Here is a 15,999-nt window from a genome sequence, read left to right as displayed (position 1 = left end):
TTAAATAAATTGTTACACGTCCTTTTTTTCGTCTACTTGATTGCCGCTATCGACCATCGCATTGAGGCTTTTTTTAAGCTTTTGCAACATGCGATTGACATGGATAAGATTTTCTGCGGACTGAATAGCGATGTCTTCCGTGGCATTAACATTTTTGTCAAATGTTTTTTTATCATGTTCATCAATCCCCATATCTTCGATGACATCTTCCACATCTTCAGCAAGCTGTTGAAGTTGAGAGACTGCATTTTCTGCTTTTTTGAGAGCATCTTCGGAATCTTTCATCGCAAGATTGACTTTTTGAACAAAGAGTGAAATATGCGAAGAAGCTTCTTTTAGCTCATCTTCACCGTTGGCAGAGAGCGTAACATTGTGTCCAGTAAAGCTATTAATATCGCCATGTGCCAACTCTTTGGCTTTTTGCACAAACCCATCTAAATGCTCGATAACCTCTTTGGTCATCACAAACGCATAGACGATAATAATGAGCCCAATAAGAAGTGCAATGTACTGAAATTTGAGGAACATATCGTTCTTCGCTTCACTGTGATTGGTATAGAGCCAAACAGCATCATCCATGGCATTGAGCAGTTGAACATTTTTTTCATACACAAACGCCATGTGCTTGTTAATCTCACTCTCTACAGCAATAAGATGGTCTAAATAAACACTGTACTCTTCCCAATAGGCGTTATTTTCTTTCACAATCGCATAGACAGTCGGAACATTTTTGACCGCAGGATCATCTAAAAAGCTCTTTATCGTTTTGTTATACAGTGCCTTAGCATCGGCATAGACCAGTAAATCTTGGGCATTTGCTGTCCTCAAATAACGATTGACGTAAAGTCCCATGCGTTGTGAGAGCATTCTCTGGCGACCTGAGAGATCAATGTGAATATTACTGAGATTGGCTACGACCATGTGCTGAACAACGTTATCGGAAAGGATGAGGAGTTTTTCGATGCGCGGCGTGAGCACTTCCATATCGGGACGTACATCTTCGATGCCTGTTTTAAGCGCTTCTACTTCCAAGCGAAAGGGAATCCACAAGCTCATCACCTCTTCCAGTTTGGCTTGGATGCGTTCATTTTGTGGAGCATAAATGCCTTTGGTATCATTTCCATACAAAAGGTCTTTAAGACTGCTCTCAAACAAGTTGACAGCCGTGTTTAGCTCTCGAAAGTCATTGGTATGGCGATGTACGATGAAAAAAGTCTCTTTGCTAATTTTTTGCGAAAGCATGCGCTGCTTACCTGCAATGTTGATGATATACGAGTCTTTTTTGCTCATCTGATTCATCATCACAGTGAGTGAGATGATGAAAATAATCACGAAAGAGAGCAGTCCACCTGCTAATTTCATTTTGGTGCTAATGGTTGTTGGCTTAATCATAATGTCCTACTCATAAATCTCTTTTAATTCTTGAATATTCAAGATCACCACACTGTTTTTTTCGATTTCAATCGTTCCATTACGGGTGAGTTTGTTTAAAATACGTGAAAGTGTCTCGGGTTGAATGTGTAGCATATAGGCAATTTCATGTTTTTTTAGGCGATTAAACGTCTCAAGCTCATTAACAAGCATATGCGCCACTTTTGCCGTTCCATCAAACACAACATCACGGCTAATGATACACTGCATCTGCTGAATCATCTTAAACGACTCTTCCAAAATCTTTGTCATCAAGCGGTGATTGGCATAAATCATCGTACGAAAAGGCTCGCTCTGGATGGAAAGCACCATACTGTCTTCCAAAAATTCCGCATTGGCATAACAGCTGATAAAAAAGCTGTCGATCAGCTTGGAGACATTGAAAATGAGGGAGTTGGAGTAGAGTTTGTAGAGAAAGATTTCATTCTCAAATCGATCGACCTTGTAAAATTTAACCGAACCGTTGATAATGTAATAGATTGCATCTTTGGTGTCTCTCTCATAAAAAAGTACGTCACCTGCTTTGTGATGACGTACACTGCAAAAGGAGGCGATCTTCTCGATGTCTTCTTGTTCTAACGCATCGAACAGTGGCAATGAAGCAATAAGTGATAAAGAATCATTTGCCATTGAACTCTCTTTACAATAATTTATTTAGTAAATGTAGCATTTTCAACAATAATTTTATAAAAATATCCCGAACCAAAGTCCTTATCAACCGTAACAACACCCGTAGCAGTTACAATATCTCCCACTTTTGGGAGTTCTTTTGATGTAAAGACGATGCGTCCTACTTCACTTCCCTCACCCGTACCATCTTGAATATGAATCCAGTTACGTGAAATGATGTTCTGTGAAGCTTTGACAACCTTGCCACGAATGCTAATCGTTTTGTCTTTGAGGCTTGCACGTTTTTCCCATGCCTCTTTAACACTCATTGTATCCTTTTGTTTGTAAGGAGACTCTTTGACTTGCTCGCTAATAAGCGCAAGATTGCCGGCTTCTGGTACTTTAGTGCGGTACTGAAGGTTCGAAGCAAAGACAACCTCATCAAAGGTACGGTTTAAGGATTTACTCTCAAAGTTTTTAGCACGTAATTCCTCGGTAAAACGAACCTCAGTTCCTTTTTCAACCTTCGTTCCCTCAACGGCAACCCAGTATTTTTTCTTGGTATCGTCAATCTGCAAGTATGTGTAACCACCGCCATCGACCGTATCGACTACCGTTCCTTCATAGATATCACCTGCGGAAAGGTTACCGATGAGCGCAAGTGAAAATGCTAGTAATTTAATTTTATTCATTTTTCTTCCTTTAAATTTTTATTTTACAACGCTTTTCAAGCAAAGCTTTCAAAGCTACGTTAGCCACTAAGGCACTAAAGCTTGATGCTACGCATCAGAAGACTTCAAAAGAAGTCTATTCTTATACGACAGTATAATCAAACCTGCGACCACGCCACTACACACATAAACCCAAAGCGGAATCGGCACAGGATCGCCCGTAGCGTAGGAGTGCATGCCTGCAAGGTAAAAGTTCACGCCAAAGTATGTCATCAAGATCGACGCAAAGCCTAGAAGCGAAAATACAGCAAAGAGATAGTGCGAATAAAATTTGGGAATCAGTCTTACATGTAAAATGATCGTATAGACTAAAATAGAAATGTACGCCCACGTCTCCTTAGGGTCCCAACCCCAATACCGTCCCCACGATTCATTCGCCCAAATGCCGCCTAAAAAGTTACCAATGACCAGAAGGCTCAAGCCCAAAATCAGAGTGATTTCATTGATGGACGTCAGGTGTTTGATGGTCGCAACGGTTTGGCTGGAGCGTTTACATGTAAAGAGAATCAGCGTGAAAAAACCCAACGCACACCCCAGTGCTAAAAAGCCGTAACTGGCGGTGATGATGGAGACATGTACGCTAAGCCAAAACGATTTTAAAACGGGCACAAGATTGGTGATCTCTGGGTCAATGTGCCCTAGGTGTGCGACAAACATAAAAATGCCCGCCATCATCACCGAGCCAGAGAGTGCAAAAAGCGAAGTGCGCATAAAGAGCATGCAAAAAAGCAGACACGACCACGCAATATAAACAATAGACTCGTAGGTATCGCTCAAAGGCGCATGACCGCTCACATACCAGCGCAGAGCGAGCCCACACGTATGCACGACAAACAGCGTTGCGACGATGAAAAAGAGCGGACGATTCAGTTTACATGTAAAGGTTTTGGGAGCAAAAACTCGCCCAAATGCGACGCCTAAAAGCAGTAAACCTAAGAGTACATACGCCAAGGTTAAACGCTCAAAAATCATCAGTTTGTTAAAGAGTATCTCCATTTTAATGTGCGTGGATGAAGGCATAATATCAGCGCCATAGTGGCTTTGAAACTGTGAAAATGTCTTTACATGTAAAAGCGCTTTGTCATAATCTCGCTCAAACAGTGCCTCGATAAATGCGGTGGAACTCTCTTGCAATTTTTCGGCTTCATCACCCTTTAATTGCGCAAATATCTGCTCAAAGGCAAGCCATGTGTGGTTCACATCATTGGGCAGAGGAAAGATTTTAAACAGAACGCCTTGATAAAGCATAAACGCGATGCTGAGGCGCTCATCGACTTTAATGAGATCGTTCTCAAATGTGCCACGCTGGCTGGGTTTCATCGCCATTGCTTTTTGAAGTTCAGCCTCTAATTTGTAGCGGTGTCCGTTAAAAAAGTCATTAAAGGAAGCGAGTTTTTGATCGTTTGGAATGCCAATAAATGCTCGAAGTTTCGGCGTTTTGGTCTGAATCATCGGAAGGTTTTTCCACAGCGTTGGATGGGAAAGCATGCCAAGGGCAATTTGCATGGCATCCATATCGTACAAACTATTTTTACCACTGAGTTTATACAACACCTCTTGGGAGAGCGTATCAAACGGCTTCATGCGCCCCATGCGCGACTGCACGACCAGTTTGCCAAATGCGTCACTGACCTCTTTGCTTTTAGCCTGATGCTCACTCAGATAGTTTTGAACATAGTCACTCTCACACCATAAAGGTGTTTGCACCACCAAAGCAAGCAGCACAAGAAGTGAACTGCTCTTAACTTCGGCAATGAGTTTGCGAAAACGTGATTTGGGATCTAAAAGATTAAAGATCAACCCTAAAAAAAGGAGCGCATACCCCACATACGTCACCTCAACACCTGGGTCTTTGGTGACGGAGAGAATCGTGCCTTTTTCATCGGGATCATAAAAGGTTTGAAAAAATTTGTACCCTTTGTAAGTGAGCGTATGGTTCATAAATATCTTGGCATCCAAACTTGTGTTACCATCACGTACTTGAACATCACTCGTATATGCCGAAGGAGAGCGACTGCCGTAGTAGCGCTCTAGCTCAAAATGGTTGAGATGCAGGGCAAAAGGAAGGGTGATTTCTGCATTATTCGCATTGGAGAAGATGACGTTGGAGCTTGCGCCTTCGCGGATTTTCATCACGCCATCCACACCTAAAAAATGGGTCAGTCCTGCACCGATGAGGATGAGAATAAACGCAGCATGAAAGGTAAAGCGGCTTACATGTAAAATCATTTTGGAGCGGTAAAGTACGATAGCAAGGTTGAGCGCGCCTAGAGTTAAAAATGCTTCGTACCAAATGGCATTATAAACATAATGACGCGCTACAGCTGTGCCAAAATCATTTTCAACAAAGGTTGCTACCGCGGCACCTACGGCTAAAATGAAAAGTAAAAACAATGTCGTTTTATAAGAGCCAAAAACTTTGAGCAACACGTTTGTCCTTGGAAATGAGTGTGTGACACACTAAAAGTGCCATTGGAAGTTTTAGTATATCACAAGGCAAGAGAGAGATAGGTCTCTCTCTTGTTTAGAAGTTACTTCTTCGTTTTGTCGAAGTAAGACGATTTCACATCAACCGCAGGGTCAAGAGCAACGGAATTTGGAGCCAATCTGCCTTTTGCAGCAGCCTCTTTTTTCCACTCTTTCTCAAGTGTTTCTTTAAATTTCAACTTCGCATCAATTTCAGCTTGAAGATTGACTTTTGCGATTTTTTGTGCTTTTTCTTTGGTATCAAAATCAGGTGCCATATAGTCCATCACACCATGTTTGGCAAGAACACTCACCAATTTTAGACGTGCTTGTTGGGCTTGTTCATTCGCAGATCCCAAAAGTCGTAAAACCTCTTCAGGAGCATGGAAGAATGCACCATGACCTGCAATTGCCATATCACCTCTCCATTGAGCATGGCGGATGAGTGTACGAATCTCTTTAAGCTCATCATCACTTGCGCCTACTTCCATCGCTTTGCCTGTTTCAAGATGCGCTTTTGCAATATTATCAAAAGCAATATCCATCATGAAATCTTTTCGCTCCATTTTTTGTTGTACGATACCTTTGAGTTTATCTTCACTCTCTCTATGGCAGTTCATACAACTTTTATCCATATTTTTAAGAGGATTTCCAATGTTGTGATCAGAATATTTGACAGAACCTTCTTGGGTATAAGGCATGTGACAATCTGCACATGAAACACCTTTTTGTCCATGAATTCCTGTTCTCCAAAGTTCCCAGTCAGGATGTTGTGCTTTAATCATAGGTGTTTTAGAAATGCCATGTACCCAGTCAGAGAAATTGATCTCATCATAGTATTTTTCCATTGCTTCTACGGTTAAACCTTTGCCATAAGGAAGGGTGACAACCATGGCTGTTTTATCAGCTCCTTGTGCATCTTTCCACTCTGTCTTTTTGAAGTAGTACTCTACGTGACATTGAGCACAAACCAAAGAGCGTTTCTCTTGGTGCGTAGACTCTTCGAATGTTTTAAGTCCAGCTGCTTGCAAGCCACGATTAAGATGAGGAACACGAACGCTTAACTGCGCTGTTTTGTCATCGTGGCAGGTTGCACAGCCAATTGGATTAACCACTTGTGCACCGTATTTTGCCCATTTACCTGTAAAAAACTCAAGTTCACCGTCTTCTTCGATCAAACGAGGAACATCAGGTGATTTACATGTCCAACATGCCGTTGGCAAAGGACCTGTTTTGGCATCCGTTGGAGCGCCCGTTCGAAGGGAATTGACATTATCTTGAATGGCATAATAATGGCCACGTGGAGCGTTATAATCTTTGGAAAAAGGATACCCAGCCCACGCAACAACAAGATAAGGTTTTTTATCGAGCATGTCTTTGAGAGTGTCTTGCTCTTTGGTTTTCTTCCAAGAATCAAACTCTCTTGGATAGTATTTTGCCCACTCTTCACTTTTTGCTTTACCTTCGATGCCTGCTTCGCTTGGAGCTTTAGCCAATTCGACGCGTTGTTTCTCTTTTTCAGTTATGTTGCCAGCCAATAATGCCATTGCGCCGATAGCGACCAATGAGCCAACAAGTAACACTTTAAACTTCATCATTATTTCTCCTTTTACTGAACTTCTTTAACGCCAAGATTATTTGGCGTAGTCGTCAAACCTCTGACTTTACCGTGTGGTACACCTTTATGACACTCCCAACAACGTCTGCCCGTTGCTACACTTGGATCGTCATAATTATGATTTGCATCGGCATTTTTAACCATTTGTGAGGTTAAACTCGCATGACACGAAATACAATTCTCCTGAACTCTCTTCGCTCCATCATCACTGATTTTAATGGCGTTTTTGTACGTATTGAACGTAAAAGCAACACTGTGGTTATACCCATCACGTGCTTTTGCAATGTACTTATTGACCATATTATCCCGTGGTAAGTGACAATCGATACACCCAACATCCCTCGCATGTGAACTGTGTTGCCATGTTGCATATTGTGTATTCATGACGTGACAGTTGATACAGGCTTTGGGATCATGGGAGAGATACGACAGCGCTTTGGATGCATTCACCATATAGGCAAAAAAGCCAATGGCAATGGCAAAAACCAAGAGTGCCGTGTACTTTAGGAAATTACTACTTTTCACATTTCCTCCTTCATAGACGCCTTACGAAACCAACTTCGCATAAGAAATCTAATGTTCTGTGTTCTTTTACATGTAAAGGAACAACGCCAACTTCGAACCAAGACTCGCAACCTCCTATTTTTATTAATATATCTTTAATAAAATAATCTATTGAAAGCTTTCGGGTATTGTATAAAGAAAGGCGAAAAAAAACCTTGACTTATGTCAAGTGAGTGTCTAACAACTTAAAGGACTTCCTCCAGTTTTTGAGGTTTAAGAACGTGAATGTGATGCTGCTCATCAAGCTCGATAAGCCCTGAGGTTTTGAATTTAGAAAGGGTGCGGGAAAGTGTCTCGGGAGTCAGGTTCAAAATGGAAGCTACTTGGGTATTTTTGAGCGTTTTAAAGAGTTCGCCATTTTCCAAAATAAACTTCGCCACTTTGGCATCGGCGGTTAAAATAACCTCTTTTTGAATAACATCAATGAGGATTTTATGCTTAGCAATGAGGGATTTGATAATTTCAAAGGAAATATCAGGATTTTTAAAAAAGTCATGCTCCAACGCCTTATAGTCGATGCGTAACACTTCGCTGTCACTCATAAACTCCGCCGTTGCTGGGTACGGGATATTTTCAAAATTAGCTAGTTCTGCTACCAAACCACCGGGATAAAACTGATGCAAAAAGATCTGCTGACCTTTGTGGTTGGTTTTGTAAACTTTCAGTGTGCCTTGAAGCAGGACATACAGATAGATAGGGGCATCGCCTTCGTAGAATAAAATCTCTTTGGCTTTGAATTTCTTGATAAGCGAAATCTTTTTGAGCTTTTCAAGTTGTGCATCATTCAGTTTTGAGAAAATTGCAATATTTCGTATTCTATTCATAATACAAAGCCTTAAATTAAAAGTTAGGCTATCGTAACTTAAGCATGATTAGAACTTTCTTTAAAGTGAAAATATTTTATTTGCATACGACATGTCAATTACACGCTGATGAGAATAAAAGAGGGTCTTTAGTCAATGATAAAGACCCACCTACCTCTTTCATAGAGAGAAATACTTATTTGGCAGTATCGTGTGCGACCGCTGCTGGGATAAGACCTTGCGCTATCAAACGAGGAAAATTTTCCTTAGCGGTAAGAAATTTAACGAGCTCTTGCGCTGCTGCTGGCTCTTTACTTCCTTTTGCAACACCGATGGAGAAGATAGTCACTTTTTGATAAGGAGCGGGGATAGGACCCACCAAATCAACACTGCCATTTTCTCCTGTAAAAGGAACGATTTCACTCACTTGTTGAAAACCGATTTCCAGATCACCACGTCCAACCCATGTGGCAACACGATCACCCACAATCAGCTTCGATTTAGCTTTGACACTCTCTCCAAAATGAGGAAAGATGTTTTCACTCAGATGTGTTCCACTCGCACTTGCAGAGTATCCAATGGATTTTGCCTCTAATAGAACCTTGTCAAATTTTGCTTGGGTACTAATATCTGGCTTTGGTTGACCCTTTTTAACCATCATACCGATTGAGGAGTGAATGAGATCTACCCTGCTTCCTTTGACGGCAAAATCATCGGCAATCATTTTATCCAACTGGTTACTTGCAAGGATGATAAGATCGAAAGTTTCGCCTCGCTTCAGACGATTGGGGATAGACGTCTCGGAAGCCCCCATCGATGAACCAGAAGAGAGGTGAATTGTATGCCCCGTTTTTTCTTCAAAGATAGGTTTTAATTCATTCATCGTTGCATAAAAAGCACCCGAGCTGATCACTTCAATGGTTGCCGCCTGCACTCCCAATGCCAATAAAAGAGTTATAAATGTAACTGACGTAATTTTAGAAAAGAACTTTAACATAGCTGTATACTCCTAAGATTAGTGTAGTATTTTCAAGACATGAAAAAAGAAGATCGTCAAAACGATTTTCAACATACCTAGAAATGCAAATGAGATTTCACCGAATGACACAAACAAGGCTTATCACTCGGCGAAACCAACAACCTTATCCTAATTTACTCGTATTAATAACATTATAATCAAGCCCCAATTGTTTAGCAGGAACACCCAGCGCTAGACCTACTAATTGTGAAAGGTGAAGGACTGGAACACGTGCTTTTGACTTCGTTGTATCTTGTGCATCCTCTTGATAGATATCTAATTGCATTTGACACAATGGACATGGTGTGACCACACAGTCTGCTTGACTTTTAGCAGCACTGTTCACAATGCCACTGGTCATTTTCATTGCAGACTTCTCTGCTGGATAAACCGCATGGAATCCACAACAATCCAAACGTTTTTCAAAAGGTACTACCTCTGCGCCTAATGCTTTCACAACCGTTTCAAAGCTGGTTGGATTGACGGAGCTTTCAAAACCTAAATCTTTTGCAGGTCTCACACTGTGACAACCATAAAAAACGGCGACTTTAAGACCCGTGAGAGGTTTTTTTACTTTAGACTTGATTAGCTCTGTATTTTGCGCCAATACCCAAAGAAGACTGGTCACTTCACTCGTACCTTGATAGTTCATATTGCCTTTGGCAAGGAACGTATTGATACGCTCTTTTTCGCCACCATCAAGCTGTGCTTTTGCACGACGCAACATCAGCAGACAGGTACTACATGTTGTTAAAACGGGTAATTTCATCTGCTCAGCCAACGCTAGATTTCTTGCATTAGCAACTAGAGTTGCCAATGGATCCACATCTTGCGCTTGAGAAGCACCACAACAACTCCATCCCTTAATCTCTTTCAGTTTAATACCTAATATAGGGGCGATTGCCTCAATGGACATTTTAGCTTCGATAGCGGCTTGAGTAAGCACGCATCCGGGGAAAAAAGCAAATTCATTTTGCATACGTTACTCCTTGTTTGCAGCATGCGCTGCTTCAATCATTTTTACTAACTCTTTATGACCTTCAATCTCATGACCACCAAAAATTTCGAGTGGATTCATTTTACCTGCACGCATAAGTGTAATAGCGGTTCCTGCGCGAAGTGCTGTACTGACACCTTCTGTTCTAAGCGCAAGTCGGATTTCATTGAGTCGTCCTGAATCTTCCACTAAATCTGTATAGAACGATTTAGCATGCGCTGGACCAACACCACTGTTAAGACCTTTTCTTAATGCTAATGCACGTAAGCCTGCAATGTCCTCCGCAGCACTAATATGTTTAGGACAACGATTCGTGCACTCATGGCAATGAACACAATTCCATAGACCATTCGCTACGGCTGGTTTTACATTCGTCATTGGATCTTTACTACGTGAATCATTAGCAAGACGCCATGCTTGCGTAAAGACGAATGGTTCCATATAATCAGAGCGATCTGCGGTAAGTTTATTACACTCAGAAGCACACACGCCACATAAAATACAATCCCATTGTTTGACAATACGATCGTACTCTTCTTGATTTTGAACACAACCCTCTTTTTCTGAGAATTTATCTTTAGCGACAAGACCCGGTTTTATTTTCCGTAAATTCTCGATCGCAGGCTCCCAATCTACGACAAGATCAGAAAGAACGGTATAGTTTGCGAGTGGAGAAATCTGGAACATGTCAGCATCTTTGTACTCTTCAAAAAGCTCTGTCATTTTAGTGTCGCAACCAAGGTAGGAGTGCCCATTGACACGCACACCACACGCACCACAAATGGCCATACGACAGGATGCTGTGAAATTGAGTGTAAGATCAAGATGTTGTTTAATAAAAAGCAAAGTACCAAGCAAGGTTAATGCTTCAATATCCTTTTTCTCAACCGTATACGTTTGTTGATAATTTTTTTTGCCATCAAAGCGATCAATGATAAATTTCATTAGTATTTCCTCTCTTCAATTTTGAACTGACCGACCACAACATCTTTCCATGCTAAGTGCATTTTACCGCTCTCATCCATTGTGACCATTGAGTGTTTAAGGAAATTCTCATCGTCGCGCTTCAAATAATCTTCTCTGAAGTGTGAACCACGTGATTCTTTACGCGCAGTAGCACCCATGAGCGCTGCGCGAGATGCGAGTAATAAGTTACCAAGTTCAACATACTCTGTAAATGCCGTATTGCATATTGGGTTTGCGTTTGGGATGCGAAGGGCATCGTAACGCGCTTGCAATTCTGTATGCTTGTCAGCAAGGGCGAGCATTTTTGCTTCAGTACGAAAAATTCCCATGTTGTACCAGTTTGCAGCACCGAGTTCTTCACGAAGTGCATACATATCGTTGACATTACCTTTATTTGAGCCTGTAATTTCTTTAAAGTGGCTGATCCATTTTAGGGTTAAATCATTCAGACGTTTTCCTGCACCAAAGTCTGCTTTTGCAGCATACTCAGCAGCATTATCACCTGCAATTTTTCCAGTAACCGTTGCATCACACAAAGAGTTACCGCCCAAACGGTTTGCACCGTGAATGGAGACACACGCTGCCTCACCTGCCGCAAAAAGACCCGGAGCCGGTGTTGCCATGGTATCAAGACTCTCAACGTGAATACCGCCCATGGAGTAGTGCGCTGTCGGACGAATGGCAATCGGTTTTTCAATCAAGTCCATGTTCTCAAATAAAAGACCAATATGGCGAATTTGAGGTAAGTCTCTCATGATTTTTTCACGACCCAAATGCGTTACGTCGAGAAGAACGTAGGCTTCCATATCATGACCAAAACCGCGACCTTCACGAATTTCATTCTCAATAGAACGAGAAACAATATCACGAGGGGCTAGTTCCATCTTGTTTGGAACATAACGTTTCATAAAACGCTCGCCAAGGCTATTAAGTAAGATACCGCCTTCACCACGTGCCGCTTCGGTAATCAGTGTACCACCGTGGCAGACACCTGTGGGGTGAAATTGGAGCATCTCTGGATCTTTAAAGATTAAGCCTGCACGTAAAGCTGCTGCGGCACCATCACCGGTGGCAATGTAAGGGGTTGATGTTCTGTTCCAAAACACACGGGTATAACCTCCCGTTGCTAGCACAACTGATTTTGCACGGACAGGAGCAATATCACCCGTACGAATGTTACGAAGAACAACACCTTCACAGTGACCATTTTCAATGCTAAGGTCTAGCATGTGATGATCCATTAAAAACTTAACGCCATGTTTTAACGCATCGTCCAAACAGGTGTGCGTTAAAATGTGTCCCGTTTTATCGGCAGCATAATTACAACGCTTTTTAGCGGCACCACCCGCAAAACGCTTCGCAACATGTCCCTTGCTATCACGTGAAAAAGGCATACCAATGTAATCAAGTTCATGAATAGCAGCTCCCGCGTAAGTCGCAAATTTCATTGCCGTATCTTGATCCACAAGGTAATCGCCACCTTTGACGGTATCTTTAGCATGTGATTCAAAAGAGTCTCCATCACTAAAATCAATGACCCCATTAATGCCACCTTCAGCCATCGTTGTGGCACTACGTGTTGGCATCACTTTACTGACAACGACGACACTAAGATTTGGGTTCTTTTTACGCGCAGCAACAGCCGCTCTAAGACCTGCGGCACCAGAACCAATAATCAAAACATCACAACTTGGCATTCCTGAAGCATTAGGTGTTGAAGCAGAAGTTGCAGCAAAAGCCTTCTCAACACCCGTTGTACTTACTGCCAATGCGCCCATCGTAATACAGGCTGATTGCAGAAATTCTCTGCGGGTAAACTGTTCAGTCATAAAATTTCCTCTCAATAGTTTTATAAATTTAAAATTATATTTTTTAAATACATTTTAAATTTAATGACAGCAAAATATTAATACACTTTTATTCATAAGTCAAAGTACATTTTATATATATTCTCATAGGTATTTTGTTATGAATAAAAATGCTGTTTAGTACCATAAAATAGGAGTTTAGAATGAGTTTAAAGCAAATTGAATGTGTTGTAATGGTGGCAAAATTAAAAAGCTTTACAAAAGCAGCGAATAAGCTCAAAATTGCTCAACCCTCTTTAAGTCAAAGTATTAATATCTTAGAAAAACAGATTGGGGTACCCCTATTCGATCGAAGCACAACACCGATTAGCCTAACGCATGCGGGTGAAATTTATCTCTCTAAAGCAAACGCAATCATCGAGCTGTATCATGATTTAAACATACAAATGTGCGATGTCACTGGCTTTGAAAATGGAAAGTTACGGCTTGGGTTTTCACAGACGGGATATCATTTTATTCCAGATGCCTTGTCTAAATTTTATAAAAAATTTCCCAAGGCAGATATTCGGGTCTCCCAAGTCTTTTCTACTCTAAATTTAGAAAAAATGCTTTTGGATGGGGATGTAGATATCGCAACACTTATTTTACCGCTACATTCGGATGAGCTCAGTTATAAAGTGATCAAAGAAGAACAAGCATTACTTGCTTTGCCTATAACGCACCCTCTCGCTCAAAAAGTCAAAAAAAGAGTCAAGGGATACCCCACGCTTGCATTAAGTGAACTCAAAAATGAAAAATTTATCTTGCCAAAAGACACGCAACGAAGCAGGCCTATTTTTGATAATATTTTTAAAAAAGCGGGTTTTGAACCAAATATTTTTTGTGAAACAGAAACATTTGATATTGCCAATTCCATCGTAGCTTCTGGCATTGGAGCTTGTTTTACATTGCCGCAATTTATTAAAGAAGATAAAGAAAACAAAATTATGCTCTTTAGTATAGAAGAACCCTTGCTTTCACGTACCGTTGTGTTAGCGTATAAAAAAGACAAACGCTTATCAAAAATTGCACAGGAATTTTTATTAATAGCCAAAAGTTTGTAAATTACTATCAGTCAGCATCTCCCTACGGGAATAAAACTGTTAAAGACAAATCTACTGACCTTTATTCATGGTTAATCTTGTAAATTTTAAGTGTTCCCTGAAGCGGGTCAGGATATAAAACATTCTAAGTTCAATTCATGCATTAATCCTTGTATTGAAACAAACATCTTTACATGTAAAAGAATATTAATTAATACACATACCCGATTTGAAGTAGTAGTTTTGTAGAGTGTTCAGACTCGCTCTCTACCTTTTCTCCACCTATGACTCTGGCAATTTGGGCTTTGGTAAAAAACTGTTTGAAGGAAGCTTGATAACCTAAACCTATGTCACTGAGCTGTCTTCCTTCACTCCCACTGATAGCATTTTCCATTTTGGCATAGCCGGTATCGGCAAAGAGACTGACTTTATGATTGATACCTTCAACGCGAGGAAGGGTATAGAAGAGTTCTGCTCCTAGGAGATAGCCATTTTCAGCACTGTGTTCACCATCAGGGAAAGCTCTGACCCCATAAGCTCCTCCTAGTGAGAAGTCTTCACTGCCATCAAGGTTTTTACTATTTAGCGCTTTTTGGAATCGAAGGCTTGTGGTAAGGGCATACTCTGGGTTTAATTGAATGGACTTTTCCAGTGAACCACTCACTTTAGTGTAATCTCCATTGGTTTGAGCCCCTGTAAGGTCTTGGATCAGTGCATCGGCATCATGAAAGCTAAGGTTACCTTTCGTGAGTGTAATACTGGCATTGGCAGTACTGTTCAAGCCAAAGAGAAGGCAATTACGCATATAGGCAAAGGTAAGATTAGCCGCATCAGACTCTTTTGGGGTCACAGTACCGGTACTTCGCACTTCATCTTTCATATTTTTATGCGCATACCCTAAGGTGACATCTAAAGTTTCAAGACGTGTTTTGATGAGTGGGTAGATCAAAGAGGCTTCCAGTGTGGTGGAATGACCCAAGGCATCTAAGGCGGCATACTCTTCGGCTAAGGAATAGGTTGTACGAGAAGCAGTGAGTTCACCCCTAAGACCATTTGCCATCAAGGGGAAGTTATAGTAGATCTTTCCATTTTTCAGATCGGAAGTCGTGGACATTACACCGTTCATACCTAGTTTATCGCCGTATCCCAAAGGAGAGTTCGCACTTACGCCTACATTGGTTCTATAACGCCCTGTGTATTTACTGCCATAGTTATCCCCTACAATATAAGCACTATAGGGATTCGTGGCTTCGGTGGTCATATCAAAGTCGGATGTCCCAACTGCAGCACCTGGCTTAACATCAGCTCCTGTGACTTTTACACCGGGGGTATCATTGATGATGAGCATGGCTCGCTCTAAGGTATTAACGGAGATAACATTTTCATCTTTAACAGCATTTAACATGGCTTGTACATGTTTATCAGACACTAAAGAGCTATTGTTAAGATGGAAAACGCCATATGTACCTTCAACCACAGCAATCTCTAAAATACCCTCTTTCATATTTTGTTTAGGAATATAGGCTCGTGCCACGAAGTAACCTTCTTCACGGTATATTTTCGTAATCAAAGAAGTAATCTTTTGAAGTTCTGCAAAGCTATGGCTTTGATTTTCATAGGGTTTTAATCGTTCTTGGAGAAATTCTTGCTTTACATGTAAAGCTCCCGTGATCGTAAAAGTTTTTACTTCAATGAGTTTTCCATTCTCTTCGACCATTGGCTCTTTCAAGGGGTCGCTGGGAAGTGTTGGAATAAGAGTGTTTGGACTCTCTTGAACTTCTTTGGGCGGTTGAGCTTGGCGTTCAACATCACCGATTGTAGGTGGTGTACCAAAGAGCAGTGAACTTGCTGTGAGCGATAGGGTGATAATACGTTTTAGTTTGAATATTTTCATAGGCTATTCCTC

13 protein-coding genes are annotated in these 15,999 nt (G+C 41.2%); 1 reads left to right on the top strand and 12 read right to left on the bottom strand.

Annotated features, from left to right (window positions below; genetic code table 11):
- Nucleotides 1-12: 12 nt before the first annotated feature.
- The 11 genes from SJPD1_RS04185 to sdhA all read right to left on the bottom strand — a co-directional run bounded on the left by SJPD1_RS04185 (nucleotide 13) and on the right by sdhA (nucleotide 13,032).
- Entirely contained in the window at nucleotides 13-1,392 is a 1,380-nt protein-coding gene (locus SJPD1_RS04185; RefSeq protein ID WP_096046100.1) for a type IV pili methyl-accepting chemotaxis transducer N-terminal domain-containing protein, read from the bottom strand.
- Nucleotides 1,393-1,398: 6 nt separating this feature from the next.
- Nucleotides 1,399-2,061, bottom strand: coding sequence for a Crp/Fnr family transcriptional regulator (locus SJPD1_RS04180; protein ID WP_096046099.1), 663 nt, complete (start codon nucleotides 2,059-2,061; stop codon nucleotides 1,399-1,401).
- Nucleotides 2,062-2,081: 20 nt separating this feature from the next.
- Nucleotides 2,082-2,732, bottom strand: coding sequence for a hypothetical protein (locus SJPD1_RS04175; protein WP_096046098.1), 651 nt, complete (start codon nucleotides 2,730-2,732; stop codon nucleotides 2,082-2,084).
- A gap of 87 nt (nucleotides 2,733-2,819) precedes the next feature.
- The gene (ccsA, locus tag SJPD1_RS04170) at nucleotides 2,820-5,201 is read right to left on the bottom strand and encodes a cytochrome c biogenesis protein CcsA (RefSeq protein WP_096046097.1); all 2,382 of its coding nucleotides are present in this window, start codon (nucleotides 5,199-5,201) and stop codon (nucleotides 2,820-2,822) included.
- 101 nt (nucleotides 5,202-5,302) lie between these two features.
- Nucleotides 5,303-6,835 (bottom strand): ammonia-forming cytochrome c nitrite reductase, encoded by a 1,533-nt coding sequence (nrfA, locus tag SJPD1_RS04165; protein WP_096046096.1) that lies wholly within the window; start codon nucleotides 6,833-6,835, stop codon nucleotides 5,303-5,305.
- A gap of 11 nt (nucleotides 6,836-6,846) precedes the next feature.
- A complete protein-coding gene (gene nrfH, locus SJPD1_RS04160) occupies nucleotides 6,847-7,380 on the bottom strand; it encodes a cytochrome c nitrite reductase small subunit (RefSeq protein WP_096046095.1) in 534 nt (177 codons plus the stop codon).
- Nucleotides 7,381-7,604: 224 nt separating this feature from the next.
- On the bottom strand, nucleotides 7,605-8,243 hold the full coding sequence (locus tag SJPD1_RS04155; RefSeq protein ID WP_096046094.1) for a Crp/Fnr family transcriptional regulator: 639 nt from the start codon (nucleotides 8,241-8,243) through the stop codon (nucleotides 7,605-7,607).
- A 175-nt stretch (nucleotides 8,244-8,418) separates the two neighbouring features.
- Complete coding sequence (locus tag SJPD1_RS04150; protein WP_096046093.1) at nucleotides 8,419-9,219, bottom strand: substrate-binding domain-containing protein; 801 nt, start codon at nucleotides 9,217-9,219, stop codon at nucleotides 8,419-8,421.
- Nucleotides 9,220-9,364: 145 nt separating this feature from the next.
- Nucleotides 9,365-10,219, bottom strand: a complete 855-nt coding sequence (gene sdhE / locus SJPD1_RS04145) for an 8-methylmenaquinol:fumarate reductase membrane anchor subunit (RefSeq protein ID WP_096046092.1) — start codon at nucleotides 10,217-10,219, stop codon at nucleotides 9,365-9,367.
- A 3-nt stretch (nucleotides 10,220-10,222) separates the two neighbouring features.
- The gene (locus SJPD1_RS04140; protein WP_096046091.1) at nucleotides 10,223-11,182 is read right to left on the bottom strand and encodes a succinate dehydrogenase/fumarate reductase iron-sulfur subunit; all 960 of its coding nucleotides are present in this window, start codon (nucleotides 11,180-11,182) and stop codon (nucleotides 10,223-10,225) included.
- Entirely contained in the window at nucleotides 11,182-13,032 is a 1,851-nt protein-coding gene (gene sdhA / locus SJPD1_RS04135; RefSeq protein WP_096046090.1) for an 8-methylmenaquinol:fumarate reductase flavoprotein subunit, read from the bottom strand. Before sdhA ends, SJPD1_RS04140 begins: the two co-directional genes overlap by 1 nt.
- Nucleotides 13,033-13,214: 182 nt before the next feature.
- Between sdhA and SJPD1_RS04130 the strand changes: the two genes are divergently transcribed.
- Nucleotides 13,215-14,114 (top strand): LysR family transcriptional regulator, encoded by a 900-nt coding sequence (locus tag SJPD1_RS04130; protein WP_096046089.1) that lies wholly within the window; start codon nucleotides 13,215-13,217, stop codon nucleotides 14,112-14,114.
- Nucleotides 14,115-14,304: 190 nt separating this feature from the next.
- Here the strand turns inward: SJPD1_RS04130 and SJPD1_RS04125 are convergent, their stop codons facing one another.
- Nucleotides 14,305-15,987: a ShlB/FhaC/HecB family hemolysin secretion/activation protein gene (locus SJPD1_RS04125; protein WP_096046088.1), complete on the bottom strand. Its 1,683-nt coding sequence runs from the start codon at nucleotides 15,985-15,987 to the stop codon at nucleotides 14,305-14,307.
- Nucleotides 15,988-15,999: the final 12 nt, after the last annotated feature.

Origin of the sequence: Sulfurospirillum diekertiae (genome assembly GCF_002309535.1) — a bacterium.
In the GTDB taxonomy this organism is placed as follows: Bacteria; Campylobacterota; Campylobacteria; order Campylobacterales; family Sulfurospirillaceae; genus Sulfurospirillum; species Sulfurospirillum diekertiae.
This window is presented reverse-complemented; position numbering and strand designations above follow the sequence as displayed.